Annotated in this window: 17 protein-coding genes; 3 read left to right on the top strand and 14 right to left on the bottom strand. The window is 64.2% G+C overall.

Annotated elements, in window-relative coordinates; all coding sequences use genetic code 11:
- Positions 1-247: electron transfer flavoprotein-ubiquinone oxidoreductase (locus GY937_07930; protein ID MCP5056646.1), on the top strand; the 247-nt coding region annotated here is incomplete at its 5' end.
- Positions 248-267: 20 nt separating this feature from the next.
- Here the strand turns inward: GY937_07930 and GY937_07925 are convergent.
- From GY937_07925 to npdG, 14 genes are all read right to left on the bottom strand, one after another.
- On the bottom strand, positions 268-1,101 hold the full coding sequence (locus tag GY937_07925; GenBank protein MCP5056645.1) for a hypothetical protein: 834 nt from the start codon (positions 1,099-1,101) through the stop codon (positions 268-270).
- Positions 1,102-1,179: 78 nt separating this feature from the next.
- Positions 1,180-1,401 carry a hypothetical protein gene (locus GY937_07920; GenBank protein MCP5056644.1) on the bottom strand — a complete coding sequence of 74 codons (222 nt, stop codon included), beginning with the start codon at positions 1,399-1,401 and terminating at the stop codon, positions 1,180-1,182.
- A 178-nt stretch (positions 1,402-1,579) separates the two neighbouring features.
- Positions 1,580-2,254 (bottom strand): phosphate signaling complex protein PhoU, encoded by a 675-nt coding sequence (phoU, locus tag GY937_07915; GenBank protein ID MCP5056643.1) that lies wholly within the window; start codon positions 2,252-2,254, stop codon positions 1,580-1,582.
- 11 nt (positions 2,255-2,265) lie between these two features.
- Positions 2,266-3,078 (bottom strand): phosphate ABC transporter ATP-binding protein, encoded by an 813-nt coding sequence (locus GY937_07910; GenBank protein ID MCP5056642.1) that lies wholly within the window; start codon positions 3,076-3,078, stop codon positions 2,266-2,268.
- Positions 3,072-4,361, bottom strand: coding sequence for a phosphate ABC transporter permease PstA (gene pstA, locus GY937_07905; GenBank protein MCP5056641.1), 1,290 nt, complete (start codon positions 4,359-4,361; stop codon positions 3,072-3,074). Before pstA ends, GY937_07910 begins: the two co-directional genes overlap by 7 nt.
- The gene (gene pstC / locus GY937_07900; GenBank protein ID MCP5056640.1) at positions 4,354-5,733 is read right to left on the bottom strand and encodes a phosphate ABC transporter permease subunit PstC; all 1,380 of its coding nucleotides are present in this window, start codon (positions 5,731-5,733) and stop codon (positions 4,354-4,356) included. The genes pstA and pstC overlap by 8 nt, the downstream gene beginning before the upstream one ends.
- A 58-nt stretch (positions 5,734-5,791) precedes the next feature.
- Positions 5,792-6,847, bottom strand: coding sequence for a PstS family phosphate ABC transporter substrate-binding protein (locus GY937_07895; protein MCP5056639.1), 1,056 nt, complete (start codon positions 6,845-6,847; stop codon positions 5,792-5,794).
- A 218-nt stretch (positions 6,848-7,065) separates the two neighbouring features.
- On the bottom strand, positions 7,066-8,337 hold the full coding sequence (locus GY937_07890; GenBank protein MCP5056638.1) for a hypothetical protein: 1,272 nt from the start codon (positions 8,335-8,337) through the stop codon (positions 7,066-7,068).
- A gap of 82 nt (positions 8,338-8,419) precedes the next feature.
- Positions 8,420-9,826, bottom strand: coding sequence for a PAS domain-containing protein (locus tag GY937_07885; protein ID MCP5056637.1), 1,407 nt, complete (start codon positions 9,824-9,826; stop codon positions 8,420-8,422).
- Between the two features lie 13 nt (positions 9,827-9,839).
- Complete coding sequence (locus tag GY937_07880; protein ID MCP5056636.1) at positions 9,840-10,523, bottom strand: response regulator; 684 nt, start codon at positions 10,521-10,523, stop codon at positions 9,840-9,842.
- A 106-nt stretch (positions 10,524-10,629) separates the two neighbouring features.
- Positions 10,630-11,589, bottom strand: a complete 960-nt coding sequence (gene sppA / locus GY937_07875; protein ID MCP5056635.1) for a signal peptide peptidase SppA — start codon at positions 11,587-11,589, stop codon at positions 10,630-10,632.
- A gap of 108 nt (positions 11,590-11,697) precedes the next feature.
- The gene (locus GY937_07870) at positions 11,698-14,526 is read right to left on the bottom strand and encodes a vitamin B12-dependent ribonucleotide reductase (GenBank protein ID MCP5056634.1); all 2,829 of its coding nucleotides are present in this window, start codon (positions 14,524-14,526) and stop codon (positions 11,698-11,700) included.
- 427 nt (positions 14,527-14,953) lie between these two features.
- Positions 14,954-15,685: an inosine monophosphate cyclohydrolase gene (locus GY937_07865; GenBank protein MCP5056633.1), complete on the bottom strand. Its 732-nt coding sequence runs from the start codon at positions 15,683-15,685 to the stop codon at positions 14,954-14,956.
- Entirely contained in the window at positions 15,682-16,368 is a 687-nt protein-coding gene (gene npdG, locus GY937_07860) for an NADPH-dependent F420 reductase (GenBank protein ID MCP5056632.1), read from the bottom strand. The genes GY937_07865 and npdG overlap by 4 nt, the downstream gene beginning before the upstream one ends.
- A gap of 27 nt (positions 16,369-16,395) precedes the next feature.
- Between npdG and GY937_07855 the strand changes: the two genes are divergently transcribed.
- Positions 16,396-16,713 (top strand): DUF971 domain-containing protein, encoded by a 318-nt coding sequence (locus GY937_07855; protein ID MCP5056631.1) that lies wholly within the window; start codon positions 16,396-16,398, stop codon positions 16,711-16,713.
- Between the two features lie 124 nt (positions 16,714-16,837).
- Positions 16,838-17,890, top strand: a 1,053-nt coding sequence (locus GY937_07850) for a hypothetical protein (protein ID MCP5056630.1), incomplete at its 3' end; no start/stop codon positions are given.

The raw sequence follows: 17,890 nt of genomic DNA, 5'->3' as shown, positions 1-17,890 counted from the left end.
GGTCGTGGCCGACAAGGATCTCTGCAGTGACGTCTGCACCGAGGAGTACGGCAACCCCTGCGTGAGCTTCTGCCCGGCCGCCGTCTACGAAATGATGGACGACCCGGAGACGCCCGGAAAGAAGCAGCTCTTCATCCACCATGAGAACTGCGTCCACTGCAAGACCTGCGACATCGCCGACCCCTACCAGGCCATCACCTGGACGCCGCCCGAAGGCGGAGAGGGCCCCGACTACCAACTGATGTAGGTCAACAGCGGGGACGGGGTTTACAGGACGCCGGAGAGCGCGCTCAACAACACGTCTCGATCCGCCGGTTCCGCACACACGACGAGCGCCCTCGCCGGATCATCGAGATCGTCCGGAAACGGATGGCCGTCTTCGGCCCAGGCTTCGCCGCCTGCGACCCGGCTCAGCAGAACACCGACACGGCCGCGGATGCTGATGCTCTTCATGTTGGGCGAGAAGCGCAGGCCCGCACGAAAGCCCGGGATCAGAGGTGCAACGGAAATCGCACCACCGGATCCGAACCACACCTCGTAGCCATATTCTTTCAGTCGGGCGACGGCCGGTTTGGGTAGTTCGTGAGACACGACCACCCGCGAGCCCGTGGCCTCGGCCTTCCACGGGCGAGACGGTCCTCGTGGCCGGGTTCGCCTGGCGATTCCACCGCGGGCAGCATCGAAGCACAGACCTTCGCGAGGAAGCGCGACCACGCCTGCCTCGTAGCGGCCGTTCACAGCGAGACCGACGATGCAGGCGTAGGGGCCGCGGGCTTCGATGTAGGAGTGCAGGGTCCCGTCGATCGGATCGATCACGATTTCGGCCTGTGCCCGTGTGGGAAACTCGGAGACCAACGGCGTGTCTTCTTCGGCCTGGAGCGAGACTTCCGGGAAGTGTTGGAGCAGGGCCTCCAGGATCGCCTCTTGAACGGCCGTATCCGCCATGGTGAGAGCAGCCTTCACGGCGGTCGCCTCACCCTGCTTGGGGTTGTTTTCGACCCGCCCCTCCAGGGCACGCGCGATGGCAGCAGCCTGGCGTACCGCGGGGCCGATCAGGTCGAGGAACTGCTCCGCATCCGGCGACATGCGCTTGGCCCCCACCCGCTTCTCCCGCGGCCATGATCGGCCCGTCGAAAGGCTACAAGTCGGGGACGTGGGACGCCCGGGGGGCCCTGTGCTTCAGAAGGGAGGCTGCTCCTGACCTGCCAACGGCAGCACCAGCATTCTCCGTGTGGGTCGAGAGGGCAGACTGCCGTCTCGCAACTCCGCTGCGGCGCGCACGACCTCCCGCGGATCTTCGTCCCAGAGATAGTAGCCAGGCCCCTCGAGCGCGAAGCCCGCGCCTTTTCGCTTCAGGACGATTTCGTCGTCGCGTTGCATGGATTCTTCTCTCTTCTTCATAGGTAGGCAGGAGCATCGGAAGCCCACATGGAGAATGTGTGACGGAGGCGACACGTTGCTGGAACTTCTGGCGGCCGTGGTAGATTCCGCCGGTGTTCCAGGCCCGTATGGGAGCAGAAGAACGGCCAGCCCCGCGTCGTCGCCTACAGGTACCTACGCGAGGCGCCACCTATCTTCTCTAGTCGCCAGAGTTCGCCAGCTTCGACGCGTGCTTCACGTTTCGCGCCTCGGCGACCATGATGACATCCTCGGCAATGTTGGTGGCGTGGTCGGCGACCCGCTCGAGGTTCTTGGCGATCAGGATGAAATCGACCTTCTGGGAAGTGAGCTCCGGATGGACGGCGATCTCCTGAATCGCAGCCTGGATGACCTCGTCCTGATCCCGATCGACCTGATCGTCGTCGTCGAGCACTTGGCCGGCACGCTCCGCATCGTGCGAGCTGAAGCAATCGAGTGAATTGCGCAGGAGCCGACGCGCCTCGTCCGCCAGAATGCGGAGCCGTTCCGGAGTCCCCACCTCGGGGTGTTCGCAGAGACGCATGGCGCTCTTGGCGATGTTCCGAGCCAGGTCTCCTACCCGCTCCAGATCCGTAGCCATCATCTTGATGGCGATCACAGCGCGCAGATCGTCGGCAACCGGCGCCTGGGTGGCGAGGGCACGCAAGACGGCCTCGTCTACCTCGAGATCGAGCCGATCGATCTCGAGATCGTCGATCTTCACCTCGCGAGCGAGTGCGGCGTCGCGCTTCAATACGGCGTCCATTGATTTCGCAAGAATGTCCTCCGCGAGGCTGCCCATACGAAGGATCCGTTGACGCAGGCCATCCAGGACCGGGTCCACGATTCGGGTCATCGTTGCTCCTCCTAGCCGAAGCGGCCGGTGATGTAGTCCCGGGTCCGCGGGTCCTTGGGATCCGTGAAGATCTGGGCCGTGTCACCTTCTTCGACGACGATCCCGAGATGAAAGAAAGCTGTGCGTTGGGAAACCCGGGCCGCCTGCTGCATGGAATGCGTCACGATCACGATGGTGTAGTTCTCGCAGAGCTCCTCCATCAGCTCCTCGATCGTCGCGGTGGCGATCGGATCGAGGGCCGAACAGGGCTCGTCCATCAGGATCACGTCGGGCTGCACCGCGATGGCCCGGGCGATGCACAGACGTTGCTGTTGGCCACCAGAAAGGCTCGTACCGGATTCGTCGAGACGATCCTTCACCTCATCGAAAAGGCCTGCACGCTCGAGACTCGTCGTGACGATCTCATCGAGCTCCGCCTGCGTGGAAGCCAGCCCGTGGATCTTCGGCCCGTAGGCCACATTGTCGTAGATCGATTTGGGGAACGGATTGGGCTTCTGGAAGACCATTCCGATCCGCGCCCGCAGCTGAACCGGATCGATCGACGGATTGTAGATGTCGTCGCCGTCGAGGGTGATCTTCCCCTCGACCCGGCAGATGGGAATGACATCGTTCATCCGGTTCAGGCAGCGCAGGAAGGTCGATTTTCCGCAGCCGGAGGGTCCAATCAACGACGTCACCCGGTTCTTGTGGATATCCAGGTTCACCGAGAAGAGCGCCTGCTTCTCGCCGTAGTAGACGTTCAGGTCCCGGGTCGTGATTTTCGTCAAGTAGCTCGGGCTCCGCGAGGGTTCGCTGGCAATCTCTTCCACCAGATCTCCTACCAACGCCGCTCGAACCGGTTGCGGAGTAGAACCGCAACGAGGTTCATGGCGACGAGAAAGGCTAGCAAGACCAGAATCGCAGCAGACGTCTTGGCCACGAAGGCCCGTTCCGGCGCGTCCGCCCACAGGAAGATCTGGACCGGAAGAACCGTCGCTGGGCTCGTCGGCCCGGACGGAACATCCACGATGAAGGCCACCATCCCGATCATCAACAGCGGAGCCGTCTCGCCCAGCGCACGCGCCATACCAATGATGGTGCCCGTGAGAATGCCCGGAAGCGCCAGCGGAAGTACGTGGTGGCTCACGACTTGAAGCGGTGAGGCGCCGATTCCCAGAGCGGCTTCACGAATCGACGGAGGCACGGCCATGATCGCCGAGCGAGAGGCGATGATGACGGTCGGCAGGGTCATCAACGCGAGCACCGTACCACCGACCAGAGGCGCGGAACGCGGCATCCCCAGAAAATTCAGCAGCACCGCGAGACCGAGCAGGCCGAACACGATCGATGGGACCGCGGCCAGGTTGTTGATGTTGACCTCGATGAAATCGGTCAGCCGGTTCTTCGGCGCGAACTCCTCGAGGTAGATCGCCGCCGACACGCCGATGGGGAACGCGAGCAAAAGGGTCACGAGCAACGTCCAGAGCGATCCCACGAACGCGCCCCGGATGCCCGCGAGCTCGGGCTCCCTGCTGTCGCCCGACGCGAAGAAGCGCCTGGCGAAGCGGCGCTCGACCCGATTCTCAGCTTCCCATGTGCCGAGCCAGGAGAGCTGGTCATCCGAAAGCCGACGGTCGGCCTCTTCCACGGAGGCATCGATGCCGCCCTTGAAGAAGAGATCGGCGTCATCGGAGAGGGGCAGCCAGACGGAAGTCGTAGACCCGACCAGCTCCGGGTTCGCGAGCACGCGTTCACGCAACTCGAAGGCGGCCCCGCTGCTGACGAGTGCCGAAAGCGCGCGACGCTCGCGGCGCCCCGTCACATCCTCGAACGCCGCACGCAGTGACAGCTTGACCAGGCGTCCATAGTCGCCTCGGCCGAGCACTTCCGGATCACCGGTCGCCTGCGGATCCAGCAGCTCAGGATCGAAGTGGATGTCGAGGTGCACCTCGTGGCTATTGAAGGCGGGAAGCCCGCGCCACAGGATGCTGCCGAGGAGCGCGAGCAGGGCGAAGAGCGCAAGGCAGATCGCGAGCGCTCCGTACATGCGGAAGCGCCGCTCGGCCGCATGGCGTTTGGCCAGCCTCCGGGCCGCTGCCTCGTCGGTCACCATCAGGTTCTCAGTCATATTGTTCCCGGTAGCGCCGCACGACCACCATCGCGATCACGTTCAGCACCAGGGTCACCAGGAAGAGCGCCAGACCCAACGCGAACGCGGCCAATGTCTTTGCGGAATCGAATTCCTGGTCGCCGACCAGCAACGTCACGATCTGAACCGTCACGGTTGTTACCGCTTCGAACGGATTGGCCGTGAGATTCGCTGCGAGGCCCGCTGCCATGACGACGATCATCGTCTCACCGATCGCACGAGACACGGCCAGTAGCACGGCGCCGACGATGCCCGGCAGAGCCGCCGGCAACACCACCTGCCGAATCGTTTCGGCCGGCGTGGCCCCGAGACCCAGGGACGCCTCACGTAGGCTCTGCGGAACGGCGTTGATCACATCGTCGGAAAGCGACGATATGAACGGAATGATCATCACCCCCATCACGAGACCCGCAGCCAGGGCACTCTCGGAGCTGGCACTCCAACCCATGCTCTCACCGAATCCCCGGATCAACGGCCCGACAGAAAGAGCAGCGAAGAATCCGTAGACGACCGTCGGGATCCCGGCGAGGATCTCCAGCATTGGCTTGGCCAGCGCGCGAACGCGAGGCGACGCGTAGTCCGACAGGTAGATCGCAGCGAGCAGGCCGATGGGAACAGCCACACTCATCGCGATCGCAGTGATCAACAGGGTGCCGGCAAATACCGGTACGGCGCCGAAGGTACCGGAGGAGCCGATCTGGTCCGCTCGTATCGCGGTCTGCGGGCTCCACTCGAGCCCGAAGAGGAACTCGTGTAGTGGAACGATTTCAAAGAAGCGCCAGGCCTCGAAGATCAGTGAAAGTACGATCCCGATCGTTGCCAGGATCGCCACTCCCGAGCTGGCGGCGAGTGCTGCCCGGACGATTCGCTCGACCCGGTTGCGCGCGCGAAGGCCGGGGCTGATCCGAAATCGGGCCCATGCCAACCCACCCAGGGCAAGAGTGCCCATCAATGCGGCCAACGCGATTCGGCCCGTACGCGTCACCGCCACCACCCGATCGGCGGCAGCACGAAGCTCAGGAGTTGGCTGGCTGCTGGTCACCTCGCCCTTCGCCAGCGCCGTGGCGTCCTGAACGAAGAGAGCCACGCGCTCAGCGGGTAGGCCAGCCACCGCCGAACCCGCGTGATCGACGACCTGCCAACGAACGACGGAAGGCTCGAGAGCCATCCAGGCGAGAAGAAGCGCCAGTGCGGGAACCCCGGCGCAGAGCGCAACCCATTGCCCGTAGTAGGTGGGACGCGAATGCAGGCTTCGGGCGTCTCCCGAAACCAGCGCGAGCGCCCGGCTTCGGCCGAGCACGAATGCGACCACCATCATTGCGACGAGGCTGAGGAAGAGGGGGAGAAACATGGTAGCCAGCAAGGGCGCTCCTCCGGGACAGGAGGAGCGCCCTTCGACGAATGGTTGGTTAGTTCAGGCTCAAGAGCGAAAGGCCCCGGGCCGCCTCTCGAACCAGTTTGCGTTCTGCGTCGGGCAGTGGGATCAGGCCCTTGTCCGCCAGGTATCCCTCATCGCCAGCTGCTCGTTCGCTGGTGAACTCAGCGACGTACTCCTGGATGCCCGGCACGACACCCACGTGGGCCTTCTTCACGTAGAAGTAGAGCGAGCGCGAGACCCCGTACTGGCCGCCCGCGATGTTCTCGAATGTGGGCTCGACACCTCCGACGAGGCTGCCCTGAATCTTGTCTGCATTCTGATCGAGAAAGGAAAACCCGAAGATCCCGAGCGCGTCCGGGTTGGCGCCGAGCTTCTGAACGATCAGGTTGTCGTTCTCGCCCGCTTCGACGTAGGCCCCGTCCTCACGGATGGCGTGGGCCACGGCCTTGAACGCCTTCTTGTCTTTGCCCTTCAGCTCCGCAAGCATCGGAATCTGCTTGGCGCCGCCTTCCATCGCGAGTTCCACGAACGCATCCCTCGTCCCCGAGGTAGGCGGCGGGCCGAGGACCTCGATCTTCACGGCCGGCAGGGAGGCGTCGATGTCGACCCAGTTCGTGTACGGGTTGTCGACGAGCTTGCCGTCCACCGGCACCTGCTTGGCCAGCGCACGAAATACATGTTCCTTCGTCAGCATGTAGCGAGACGATTTCTTGGAGTTGGCGAGCACGATGCCGTCGAAGCCGACCTTGACCTCGACGATGTCCGTGACTCCGTTGGCGGCGCAGTTCCCGACCTCGGAAGCCTTGATCCGACGCGACGCGTTGGTGATGTCGGGATGGCCGGTGCCGACACCGGAGCAGAAGAGCTTCAGCCCGCCGCCGGAGCCAGTGCTCTCGACGACCGGTGTCTTGAAGGAAGTGGTCTTGCCGAACTGTTCAGCCACAGCCGTCGAGAACGGAAAGACCGTCGAGGATCCGACGATGCGAAGCTGATCGCGGGCCTGGGCTGTGCCGGCGGTCAGTAGCGCGGCCGAGGCCGCTAGAGCCAGGAATGCGGTCCGAAACGTCACGTGAGTTTCTCCAATCATGGTTGTCGTTCCGACCGAACCCTATGCACTCCGCCTGACCAACCTGTGACGCCTGAATGACGAAACGATGACATCGAAGCGGGGGTTTTGTTCCGTGGCGTTCCTGTGACGTTCGGCCGGGAGGATTCGACGACGAAAGGGCCCCACCCCGAAAGTGCGAGGTGAAGTCCGGGCGGAGCGCAGGGGCATGCGTCCCGCGAATACGCGTCCAGGTGCCGTTAGAACTTCACGACGATGTCGGTCTGGAGCCGCAGCCGATCCGCGTTCCGGACCGAAGTGGCGAACACCGGCAGACCACTACGAAGCTCGTTGCTGTGAAACAGGGTGATGTTCAGATCGGTTCCGGGCAGGATCTGCCTGGAGCCGTAGACCGTGAAACCCTTGCGGTTGGTGCGACCATCGAAGAGGTCGCTATCCGTGAACTGGGCCGGAAAGAAATTCGCCTCGACCGCGTAGTAGCCAAAGCCGAGCTTCAGGTACTTCTTCTTGTCGCCGACCTCGACGCCCACGCCCCAGCCCGTGTCCTCGTCGCTTCCGGTGAAGCTGGAAACGGTTCCAGCATCCAGGTTCCGCGCGTAGTGTCCGAAGAGCAGGACCGGCCAATCCTCGATGCCCCGATAGCGTGCGTAGCCAGCGAGTTCGAAAACCCGGAAATCGTCGTCGGTGACCGCACCCTGCGCCGTGCTGCGAGCCAGGAAAGCGGGATTCAGGGAGGCGAAGCTGTAGAAGCTCCCCCGTGCCCCGAAATCGACCAGCTCGCTCGGGGAGAAATCGACACCTCCCTGGAAGCCGGTCATGTGCGGATCCTCAGAGGTGGAGTTCTCGTCGATCACGTAGAAGCCGCCCGTCACGTAGGCCCGCATGGCATCGGAAAAACGATGATCGACCATCACCGCCCCGCCCTCCGGGTTGATGTCGTGATCCCACAGCATGTAGTCCTTGCCGTTCTTCCACAGGAAGGGATTCTTCGTCTTACCGACGATCGCCTTCACGCCAGTGGACTCGCCTAGCCAGGACTTCGGGGCCTTGAACTCGACGAAGGCGCGATCGATGAAGATGGCATCCTTGTCGAAATCGTTTCCGCTACCGAAGGTCTTGTTGGTGCTGCGAATGTCCCCCGTACCGGATGCAAGACGAAAGATGACCTTGGTGTAGTCGTTGACCTTCGCCTTGCCGCTGATCCGCAGCCGATACCGGCCCCGGGCCCGATTGGCCCGATTACTGCCCGTATCATCCCGGTCGTACCAGAAATTCTCGAGGCGGGCGCGGAAGTCTCCGCTCCACTCGATGCGGCCGAGCAGGCCCTGATTCTCTTCTTCGTAGGCCTGGTTCTTCGAGACCAGCTCGGCGTGCTTGGCCTCATCGATGAGGCCGCGCTCACGGAGGATCTCGAGGACCTCCCCGACGACGGGCTCTTCGGCCCCTGCGGGTACCCCTGCGACTGAAGCCACCGCGACAACCCCGAGAACCGACCAGAACAGACTCTTCACGGAATTCCTCCTTCTCCGACTTCCAGGTAGATGAAGTCGGGCGCACGCTACCAGCCCATCCGGGCGCTTGGTGACGAACGTGTTACGAAGGAGTGACGTTGTCGAGCGGCGCGTCCAGGAGGGCCAGACTGACGCGAAAGGTGCTGCCCACACCCTCTTCGGCCTCGACGTCCACGTCGCCGTCCATGGCCTGGGCGAGGTGCTTCACGATGGAGAGCCCGAGCCCGGTTCCGCCGAGGTCTCGGGAGCGCGCCTTGTCGACCCGGTAGAAACGCTCGAAGATCCGCCCGAGATCCTCCGCCGGGATCCCCATGCCGGAGTCACGCACGGCAAGTTGGACGCGCCCCTGGGACTCACCGACCTCGACTACGACCGTCCCCCCCGGCTCGCTGTACTTGATGGCGTTGTCCAGGAGGTTGAGCAGGATCTGCTCGACCGCACGGCGGTCGGCCAGGGCGATGGGCTCTGTCTCGGCCTCGATCCTGGCGTGGAGATCATTGGCGTCGAAGCGTGGCTTCAGGTCCTGCAGCAACGCCCGTGCCACTTCGGCGACCGGGACTTCGCTCCGCTCGGATAGCTGCCGTCCTCCCTCGATTCGTGAGAGCTCGAGCAGATCCTCGATCAGCGCGGACAGGCGATTCGAGTGACGGAGAATGACCTCGGTGTATTGGGTGCGTTGCGCCGCATCGAGACCTTCGTGTTGCAGGGTCTCGGCAAAGCCCTGAATCGCTGTCAGCGGCGTCTTCAGCTCGTGAGAGACGTTGGCCACGAACTCCTGCCGAACCCGTTCGAGCCGGCGGACTTCGGAAAGATCGTGGAAGACCGCAACCGTCCCCAACATGGCTCCTTCACTTGGAAAACGAACCGCATGCATCTGCAGAAGTCGCTCGTCTGCGCCATCGACGGTGAAATCCCGGGTTACCGGACTGGAACTCGCCGATGCGGCATCGAGTGCGGTCACCAGATCGTCGCGGCGGATCAACTCCAACAGGCTGCGACCCTCGACCTCTCCCCAGACATCGAAGAATTCCCGAAGGCGGGGGTTGGCGAGCACCACCCGACCCTCGGGATCGAGGACCAGGACGCCCTCCACCATGCCTTGGAGCATGGCCTGGAGGCGCTCCTTCTCCGAGGTCACTTCGACGACGGCGCCGCGATTCTGCTCTGCGATCCGCTGGACAGAGCGGGCGATCTCGCCAAGAGAATCTCGACCGTGCCAGGGAAGCCGTTGACGGAGCGTGCCCTCCGCCAGCCGGTGCAGGGCATCGCGGAGTTCGTCCAGCGTGCCACCCAGGATGCGCATGACTCCGAAGGCGACGACGAGGGCGAGCACAACGCCGGCCAACCCCGCCCACAACAAGGCGGAGGAAAGGGCCCCCGCCACTTCCCCCTTCTCGGATACGGGCTCGAGCAGGACGGCGGTCATCGTCAGGGTGACGGCGACCCAGCCCACGAGGAGCGCTGCGACCTTCCCGAACATCGGCCTCATGACGGAGGCAATCCTACCCGTCCGAGAATCTGTAGCCGACACCTCGAACGGTTTCGATCAGCTCGCCGGCCGGGCCGAGCTTCTCTCGTAGACGCTTCAGATGGGTATCGATCGTGCGCTCGGTGACCGTGATATCGGTTCCCCATGCCTCATCGAGCAGGAATTGGCGGCTCATGACCCGACCCGGGCGTCGCATCAGGGTCGCCAGAAGCCGGAATTCCTTGGCGGTGAGCTCTACGTCCTGGCCATCCACCTCGCAGCGATGACGCTCCGGGTCCAGGTGGAGACCGTCGCGACCCATTGAGCCCTCGTTCGCAGCCTCCAGGTGAACGCGGCGCAGGATGGCTCCCACCCTCAATGTCAGCTCGCGGGGGCTGAAGGGCTTGGCCACGTAGTCGTCCGCACCCAACTCGAAGCCGACGACCCGATCGACCTCCTCACTCTTGGCCGTGAGCATCAAGATCGGGAGACCCGCCAACTGGGGGTCAGCGCGGATCTTTCGGCAGACTTCGGTCCCAGGCAGGTCCGGAAGCATCAGATCCAGGATCAGGAGGTCCGGAGGGCTTCGCCTTACCTGCTCGAGCCCATCCCGGCCCGACTGACTCACGGCAACGTCGTAGCCAGCCTGGGCCAGATGGAAGCGGACCAGCTCGAGAAGGTCCGGCTCGTCGTCGACGATCAGGACGCGCTCTGCCATGGCGAAGAGGGTAGCCACCCCAGGGGCGTGAGGCGCCGTGAATCCCGGGCCCGCGGCGCTCTTCCCCAAGGCGCCATCGGGCCGTCACCGATCTGTCACCGGAGCCCTACCAGGGCGCCCACATGTAGAGAAAGGCGGGCCGACCCGCGCCCTGAACCAACTCGAGCAGGCCGCTCGGCGCCGGGCTCTGAGCCTCACCGGAGAAGAGATTCTCGCGCGCCTCGTTGCCTCGGTGATAGATGACCAGCCTTGCCTCCTCGAGGTTGGCGCGTTCGAGCGTTGCAGCCACGGCCTCGGGCAGATCGCCGAGTGCGTCGACGAGGCCGGCTTCCTGGGCTTGCTTCGCGCTGTAGATGCGGCCATCGGCCAGCTTCTCGATGGCGGGCCGATCGAGTTCGGGTCGGCCCTTCTCGACGACGTCGAGGAAGGCCCCGAACAGATCCTCGAGAATGGTCTGGAGCTGAGCACGTTCTTCGGGGCGCATCGGCCGGAGCGGCGAACCCGCATCCTTGAACGCTCCCGTGGTCAAGCTCTGGTTGGCCACCCCGACCTTGTCGAGCAGCCCGGCCACGTTCACTCCGGCCATGATGACGCCGATCGAACCGGTGATGGCACTCGGATAGGCGCGCACCTCATCCGCAGCCATTGCTACGTAGTAGCCGCCGGAGGCCGCGACGCCCATGAACTGGGCGACGACCGGTATTTCCTTTTCCTTCTTGAAGCGGAGGATTTCCCGGTAGAGGATCTCGCTGGCAATGACCGTCCCGCCGGGGCTATCGATGCGCAGCAAGAGCGCCTTGATCTCGTCGTCGTGGCCGGCCCGCTCCAACTGTTCGCGCACCCGCGCAACGATGCTCTCGCGGCCGCCGAACCCAAAGGTCCCGGCCTCACCGCGAGTCGAGAGGGTTCCACCGAGCTCGAGCATCAAGATCTTGGCGTCGCCCTCGCCATGGACCTCCTGCTCCACCCACTCGTTGCCACCGAACAGCGGAATCTCCAATGTGATGCAACCGCTGGCGGCGAAACTCACACAGAGCAACAAGACGAATCGCATGGACCTGGACATCGAAGCCCCTCCCTCAACGTGAAGCGCGGAGCCAGGCCACAAGGACCCGACTCCGCGCTCCGCGGCGTCTCTCACCCCCCTGATCAAGACGCCGCGTTGTCGTTTCCTTCAGCTGCAGCCGTTCGAGGCTCCGCAGTTCGGGCATTTGTAGCACGCGCCGTTGCGCACCGTAATGCTGCCGCACTCGGTACAAGCCGGCGCATCGGCCTGGTTGACGAAGGTGGCCTGGCCATCGGCCGCGCCACCGCCTGAACCTCCCGCGACGACCGCCCGGGGCGCCGGCGCCAGGCCCGACGCTTCCGCATCGCTCTCCTGCTCGTCGGGAACCACTGCTTCTTCGGAAAGGAAGCGATTGCCGAGGTAGCGGAAGACGTAGTCGGTGATCGACTTCGCCATCGGGATTTCCGGGTTGTTGGTGAATCCGGAGGGCTCGAAGCGGGTATGACTGAACTTGTCGACCAGAGCCTTCATCGGAACGCCGTACTGGAGCGCCACCGAGGTCATGATGCCGATCGTATCCATCAGGCCCGAAACCGTGCTGCCCTCTTTCGCCATCTTGAGGAAGAGCTCTCCGGGCTTGCCGTCGTCGTAGCTGCCGACGGTGATGTAGCCCTCGTGACCCGCGATCGAGAACTTGTGGGTCACACTCTGGCGTTCGTCCGGCAGCTTCACGCGCACGGCCCGGCGCTCGGCAAGATCGACGACCTTGCCGGTTTCCTCATCCTTGCCCGCATTCAGCGGCTGCGTTCGCTTGCTGCCATCCCGGTAGACGGCGAGGGCCTTGAGGCCGAGCTTCCACCCCTCCACATAGGCCTGGCGAAGATCATCCACCGTGGCCTCGGGGGGCAGATTCACGGTCTTGCTGATGGCACCGGAAAGGAACGGTTGGACCGCGCCCATCATCCGGATGTGTCCCATCCAATCGATCGAACGCAGGCCGTTCATCGGACGGAATGCGCAATCGAAGACCGAAAGGTGCTCGTCCTTCAGGTGCGGTGCGCCTTCGATCGTCTCCTTCTCATCGATGTAGGCGACGATCTCGGCGATCTCGGCTTCGTCGTAGCCCAGGTGCTGGAGCGCCATCGGAACCGTGCCGTTCACGATCTTGAGCATGCCGCCGCCGACGAGCTTCTTGTACTTCACCAGCGCGATATCCGGCTCGACGCCGGTCGTATCGCAATCCATCATGAAGGCAATCGTGCCCGTCGGTGCCAGGACCGTGACCTGGGCGTTCTTGTAGCCATGCTTGCGACCGAGTTGGAGCGCCTCGTCCCAGACCGCACGCTGCGCCTGCCAGAGATCTGCCTGGACGCCGCCGGCCGGAACCGCCTCCGCGGCATCCCGATGCATCCCGATCACTTCGAGGAAGGGTTTCTTGTTCTTGGCGTAGCGCGGGAACGGACCCATCGCCTCGGCCACTTCGGCACTGGTCCGGTAGGCCTCACCACACATCAGCGAAGTGATGGCGGAAGCGAGGCGGCGCCCCTCTTCGCTGTCGTACGCCAGGCCCTGGGCCATCAGCAGCGCGCCCAGGTTCGCGTAGCCCAGACCGAGCGGGCGATAGCGATGGCTGTTCCTGCCGATCGCCGGGGTCGGATAGGAGGCGAAATCGACCAGGATCTCCTGGGCCAGGATCGTCAGGGACGCCGCACGCTGGAACGCGGCGACATCGAACTCACCCGCCTCCGTCTGGAACTGCATCAGGTTCAGGCTGGCCAGGTTGCAGGCCGTGTCGTCGAGGAACATGTACTCGGAGCACGGGTTGCTCGAGTTGATGCGCCCGGAAGCCTTGACCGGATTCCAACGGTTGATGTTGGTGTCGTACTGCATGCCGGGATCGCCACAGATATGGGCCGCCTCGGAGATCTCGTCGAGCAGCTCCTTGGCGGGGATCGTCTCGACCACCTCGCCATTCGTCACGGCCCGGGTCTGCCAGGGCCGGTCGTCCTGGGCCGCACGCATGAAATCGTCGCTGACCCGCACCGAGTGGTTGGCATTCTGGAAGAAGACGGAATCGTAGGCACCGCCCGGGACGTTGAAGCCGCCGTCGTAACCGGCGTCGATCAGCGACCAGGCCTTCTTCTCTTCGTCCGCCTTGCAGTGGATGAAATCGCGGATGTCCGGATGGTCCACGTTCAAGATGACCATCTTGGCTGCACGCCGGGTCTTGCCACCGGATTTGATCACGCCGGCGAACGAATCGAGACCGCGCATGAAGGAGACCGGCCCCGAGGCCGTGCCGCCGCCTGCGAGAATCTCCCTGGAGGAACGGATGGAGGACACATTCGAGCCGGTGCCCGAACCGCCCTTGAAGAGCATGGCCTCGGTCTTGGCCAGATCCATGATCGATTCCATGGTGTCCTGGACCGAGTTGATGAAGCAGGCACTGGCTTGCTGGGGTGTGTCTTCCACGCCCAGGTTGAACCAGACCGGGCTGTTGAAGGCCATCTTCTGGTGGACCAGCAGATGGCTGAGTTCGTCCTTGAAGCGCTCGCCGTCTGCGGGCGTGCGGAAGTAGCCGCCCTCGGTTCCCCAATCATGGATGCGATCGACCACGCGGCCAATCAGCTGTTTCACACTGCGCTCGCGGCCGGCGGTATCGAGATGGCCACGGAAGTACTTGGAGACGACGACGTTCGTGGCGAGCTGGGACCAATCGGCGGGGATCTCGACGTCCTTCTGCTCGAAGATCACTTCGCCGCGCTCGTTGCCGATGGTGGCAGTGCGCTGCTCCCAGGTGACCTCCTCGAAGGGATGAATCCCCTCCTTGGAGAAGAAACGGGGGATCTGGACACCCTTCGGCGTGCGTCGACCTTTGCGTTGACCTTCGGCTCCGACGCTGCCGAGCACAGCCTGCCCGGTTTCGGTTTCGTCTGCCTTGCCGCCTTTGTGCGCTTGCTGCCGATCGCCGTCGCCCACTGCTTCCCCCTTGCTCATGACTGTGCTGAACCGAACGTGGCCCGATGGGACCTTTGATGCGAAATCAAATTCTGGAGACGAGAGAGGCCCCGGGTAAAACCCGGGGCCCCCGAGCCAGGGCAGGTCCTCCTTCCCACCGCAAGCTCACATCCAACCGGCAACCGCCTGTTATCGAACCCCCCAGGCCGCCGGAAGGAGATCATCCCCGTGAAGACTGTCTTAGCTGGATCGGCCTCCGCCAGTCAATGAAAAAAGTGCTCCCAACCACCAAATCTTGTGTTGGTCAACCCAGAGTACCACAACACCTCGTGTTTCTGGGTCTACGGAGCCATTCGCATTCGGCGAAGCGCGGGGCGGCACGGCACGAACGCGCAGACGAGTGCCGTAACAGCCTGTTTTCAAAGACTTGACGCGTCATGCCGACGCGTCGCGTCAGGGCCGGGCTTCAGGCGTGGCGATTTCGGATCCAGATCTGGCTCGCGCTGCCATCTCCCGGAATCCGCTTCACCGCGAGAGCAACCCGGTTCCCAGGGTCGAGAGCGTCCCAATAGCGATCCGCCACTTCGTCAGCGTCGCCATCCAGAGGCAGCCACAGGGGATCGCCCCGAAAAGAGGGAAGCGGCGATCCGTCACCCTGGTAGGTCGTCAGGGCAAAGCCCAACCCGGGCGGCGGCGCCGCCGGGCGGAAAGTGACACGGTCGGTCAGCGCTGGATCGGCATCGTTGGCGCGCAGGATCGAAAGGGCCAGGCTCGCCTCGGCCCCGCGCAGGTCGAGCAGGCCGCTGATGCGAGGTGTGTAGTTCGGGGCGTCTGTCTCCCGCTCGCGAGTGGCGAGCGCAGCCTCGAAGGTTCCGCCAGCGGCTAGCGCGTCGGCCACTGTCCGGGTCTGGTTTCCGTTCGACACCATATGGAGACCCGGCAACTCGAGCATTGCCTCGTAGATGATGTTGGTGGGATCCTCCACGGCGCTCGGATCGTGAGGCTCCGTACGAAGCTCAGGCCCGTCCGCCACGAAGATGCGGTTCTGGCTGTTGGGGCTGCGCCCCATGATCCAATAGACCTGCAGCCATCCCTCCCCAGCCGACTCACGACCCATCACCAGCCCGCGGCCCGGGTAGGGATTCTCGGCCAGGTGGCTGGCGAAGCTCGCCTTGGCCTGAGCGGCGAGGCCGGTCATTCGGGCAGGCCCGTGATGCGGAACCCCAGCCCTTCCTTCACCTTGTAACGGATGTTCAGGCCGATCAGCAGCGCCGTCATCTCCTCCACGATCTTCGCGTTCGAGAGCGGGCCCCCGTTGATGGCGCGCAGGCCGGGCACGAGCTCGCAGAGGGCCGAGACCTCCTCCCGGGCGTCCTTGCCCCCCGAGACGAGCACGTCGCACTCGACGAGATCGGCCAGCTCCTGCAGGCGATGGGCCGAGACATTCTGGAAGGCCGACACCACGTCGACACCGTTCGGGACGAGGCTCTTCACCATCTCCGCCGCCGAACCTTGCCAGATGCCGAGAGTACGAACGGCACCATCACCGATCGCCGTGGCCAGGGGCACCGCCATCGAAACGACGATCTGGCCCGGCTGGAGCGCCTCCTTGATGGTCTTGACCGTGCTTGCCGTGTGCTCGAAGGGGACGGAGAGGATCACGATCCGGGCCTTCGGCGTGGCCTCGCTGTTCTCGAAGCCGCTGACCTCGGCGCCGGGCACCTTCTGCCTCACCTCGTCGGCGGCCGTCAGGGCGCGATCTTCCTTTCGGGAGCCGATCACGACGGAGCGGCCCGCCTTGGCAAAGCGGAGCGCCAGGCCCAGGCCCTGGTCGCCTGTGCCGCCGAGAATGGCGATGGCATCGGAGTTCGGTGTCGTCATGGGGGGCGCAGGCTAGCATCGGTCTCCATGTCCGACGATGCGGCGACGCTGACCACCACACCGACGGAAATCGGGCAGGCGGGGCCCCGCGAGCTGCGCATCGAATGGGCGGATGGTGCGGTCCACCTCTACGAAGTCCGAGCTCTGCGCCTGGCCTGCGGGTGCGCCCAATGCATCGACGAGTGGACCGGCGAGGATCGCCTCGACCCGGCTTCGGTTCCCGAGGACGTCCGTCCGCTTCGGATCGAGCCGGTCGGGCGCTACGCACTCCAGATCGAGTGGAGCGATGGGCACGGCAGCGGGATCTATCCGTTCCGGCGCTTGAGAGCATTGGGGGAGGGCTGAAAGCCGGCGGGCGCAGTTCAGCTTTGCGCGCCGGAAGGCACTCCTGACTTTACTTTACGATCGGTAAGTGGCATTTTCGGCCTCCGTGGCGCTTCCGCCACGGCGAGGGTTCGGAGAACTTTCCATGCGTTTCTTCATCCACGAGAAGCCCGTTCTGCGCGGATCGCGGGCCCTGATTCTCATCTCTCTGTCCGGGCTACTCCTGGCAAGTGCAGCTCAGGCCGCGGACCCGTGCTTGATCTTCGTGCACGGGAAGATGGATGGAGCCTCCGCGCCGGATTGGCAGGCCGGCCGGGACTACTGGAAGAACGGCGGCGACGATTTCATCGCCACGGCGACCCAGGGTTTCACGCTTCCGCACTACGTGATCGGCTATCACGGTGACCGCCCCTATTGGGAGCCTCTGGCTGCGGGTTTCGTCGCGAGCGAGATCGTCAACGCAGCCGCCGGCCTTCCCGATGCAAGTGGTCTGAACGCATGCCCTTCCGCGGCGAGCGGAGGCACCTTCTGGGTCGTCGGCCACAGCATGGGTGGCAACGTGATGGACTTCATCCTCGGCAATGCCAACCCGAGTGATCCCAACTTCAACGCGAACGGTCCCTACGACGCGGCCGCAGCGGCGATCGACCTGGTCGTCTCGGTGAGCGGATCCCATCGGGGCTCCGAGCTTGCCGACGCCGCCTGCGGCGAGAGCAGCTTCCTCTGCAACATCGGCGGCTTCTTCGTCCAGGGCTGCACGACAACCAACTTCTGGCTGCGCTCCGACGAATCGGTTCAGGTGCGCGGGCTGGCCGGCCCCCCGGCCAAGACCGTCTATCTGACGGGTGGCTACGAGGCGATCCCGCTGGCGAGCGCCTGCCTGAGCGGGGAAGACGATGGCGTCGTCCAGCATGCTTCTCAGTACGCCTGCAATGTCGGCCCAAAGTACAAATGTCCGGTTTTCTCCAAAGTAGAAATGTCCGCTTTCTCTTCTGATTCCGGCTTCTCCGCTGCCGCGTCCCGGGGCCCCAGTGGAAAGCCCCTGGCGCTTTCCACGGGGGCCCCGGGACTCGGCAGCTCGCCATATGGACTGTGTGGATCACGGTTGAGCCTCTTCGGAGGAGCCCGTCGTGGTCCGCCGGTGCGTTCCGGCGCGCAGCAGACGCGCTTCGCGCAGGGTCGTCGTGGACGACTTCGC

The sequence above is a fragment of the bacterium genome (assembly GCA_024228115.1).
Taxonomy (GTDB): domain Bacteria; phylum Myxococcota_A; class UBA9160; order UBA9160; family UBA6930.
Note: the sequence above shows the minus strand (reverse complement) of the source record. Positions and strands in the feature narration are given on the sequence as shown.